At 74.6% G+C, this 2,142-nt stretch carries 2 protein-coding genes; both read right to left on the bottom strand.

Annotated elements, in window-relative coordinates; translation table 11 throughout:
- The coding region (locus SZN_RS36800) for a hypothetical protein (protein WP_007506161.1) at positions 1-469 on the bottom strand (469 nt) is incomplete at its 3' end.
- The coding region (locus tag SZN_RS41805) for a hypothetical protein (protein WP_007506159.1) at positions 466-2,142 on the bottom strand (1,677 nt) is incomplete at its 5' end. The genes SZN_RS41805 and SZN_RS36800, both read right to left, overlap by 4 nt.

The raw sequence follows: 2,142 nt of genomic DNA, 5'->3' as shown, positions 1-2,142 counted from the left end.
GGACGCGGGTCGGGCCGAAGCGGGTCATCGGTCCATGCGCCTGCTCCGGGGGGGCGTACGGCCGGGCGGGGGAGGGGCGCGGCGGACGGGCGGGCCACCGGCGCCGGGTGGCCGCGGGTGTGCCCCGCGGCCGCAGGCCGGAGGCGAGGACGGCGGCGGAGGTGAGCAGGGCCAGCGCGAGCAGCGCCCGCTCCGGGGTGAACACCCGCACCAGGAAGAGGACTTCGGCGACCAGTGCCGCCAGGGCGATGCTGACGGCGCCGGCGAGCGTCACGGACTCCAGGAGCGCGGTGCGTCCCGCCGCGCGCCCCGGCAGGCGGCCGGTGCACAGCAGGACGGCCGCCAGACCCGGGCAGACGAGCACGAACGCCGCCGTCGCGGCCACCCGGAGCGGGGAGGCGCCCGGCAGGGCGGTGGTGGCGAGCGCCGTCCAGCCGGACAGTGCCAGGATCGCGCGCGGCGGGTTCATCGGGGCCTCCCGGGCGGCGGAGGGTCGAAGCGGTACACCACGGCGTCGGGGCCGCGGTAGACCGCGGTGAAGCCGGGGGCGCGGGCCAGGGCGGACTTCAGCCGCGCCGCGAAGCCGGGCGGCAGCGCGCCGTTCAGCCGTACGTCCGCCTCCTGGGCCCTGCTGACGAGGATGTAGGCGGGCTTGTCGCCGGCCCGCCCCAGCAGCGGTGCGAGGCCGGCCACCGGGTCGCGCGCCAGCAGACGCCGGGTCCGCACGCTCTCCTCGGTGATCTCCGTGCGCTCGTGCCGGTCGTAGTTCATCTCCAGGCCGGGCGCGGCGAAGGTCAGCGAGACGAGCAGCGAGCCGGGCGGGGTACGCGTCGTCACATAGCGGGTGGCGGCGACCTCGTCGGCCGAGAAGCGGTTCATCGCTTCCTTGCTGTAGTAGCCGAACATCAGGCCGGCGAGCATCGCCAGCAGCACCACGTGCACCAGCACCGCCCGCGCGGTGAGCCGGCCGAGGACGGGGACCAGCAGCGCCGCGATCAGGAAGGCGGCGGCCGGCAGGGCGAACATGTAGGCACGGAAGACCATTTCGCCGCCGTAGGCGTTGACCAGGGCCAGCGGCAGGGGGGAGAGCGCGAGCAGCGGCATCGGCGTGCGCCGGGTCCAGCGGCAGACCACGAAGGCCGCGACGGCCAGGAGGAACACGCCCGCCGAGAGCCCGCGGTCGATCCACGAGACCGCCACCTGGCTCGGCGGGGCGTCGGCGAGCCGGTTGAGCCCGGACCAGACGTTGGCCTCGGGGCGGGTGAGGGCGCCGGCGAAGTCGCCCAGGTTCTCCCGTACGTACGGCTTCGCCACCGTCGCGTACCAGGCCAGGTTCAGGACCAGCGCCCCGGCGAGGGCGGGCGGCACCACCCGGCGGTTGCGCCGGGGCAGCGAGAGCAGCAGCAGCGCGCCGATCAGCATCAGCGGCGACAGCTGGTGGGAGGTGACGATCGCCGCCTCCAGCACGAGCAGCAGCACGAACCGGCCCGGTGGCCAGCCCCGGCGGGGCACCCCCCGGGCGGGGACGCGGGACGTCGGGAGCTGCCTGAGGACGAGGGCGATCACGGCGGCGTAGAGCAGGAAGGTGAACGCCTGTGGCGCGAAGTAGTCCTGGCCGACCCAGGAGCAGGTGTAGTAGATCCACACGGCGCCCCAGATCAGCCGCCGGTCCGTCGTCACCGACCGGTAGACCAGCAGGAGCGGGCCCAGCAGCAGCACGTTGACCAGGACCTGGGCCCACATCGCGTACCCGAGCGGCGAGTGCAGTCCCGTGGCCCGCAGCAGCAGCGCGTTGAACTGGAAGAAGCCCGGCCACTGGTTGTAGATGCCGAGCCCGGCGGCGTCGGGCACCTCGCCGTTGTTGCGGACCATCGCGTCGACGACGGCCACGTGCTTCCACGCCCACGCGTAGCGCAGGTCGGAGTAGAGCAGGGGCGGGGTGGCGTGGACGACCGCGATCAGGGTGAGGGTGTAGGCCGCGTACCAGCGGTGGGACGTGCGCCGGTCGGCCGCCGCGGCGCAGAAGCCGAGGACGAGGACCGCGAGGGCGATCCAGAACGTCACGGGCAGCACCTGGAGCAGACCGAGGTCCCCCATGCCGTCCAGGTCCACCGAGCGCAGCGACAGCAGCCACAGGGCGAG

The sequence above is a fragment of the Streptomyces zinciresistens K42 genome, from assembly GCF_000225525.1.
Lineage (GTDB): Bacteria > Actinomycetota > Actinomycetes > Streptomycetales > Streptomycetaceae > Streptomyces > Streptomyces zinciresistens.
The sequence above is the reverse complement of the archived record's forward strand: the minus strand, read 5'-3'. Positions and strand labels throughout refer to the sequence as shown.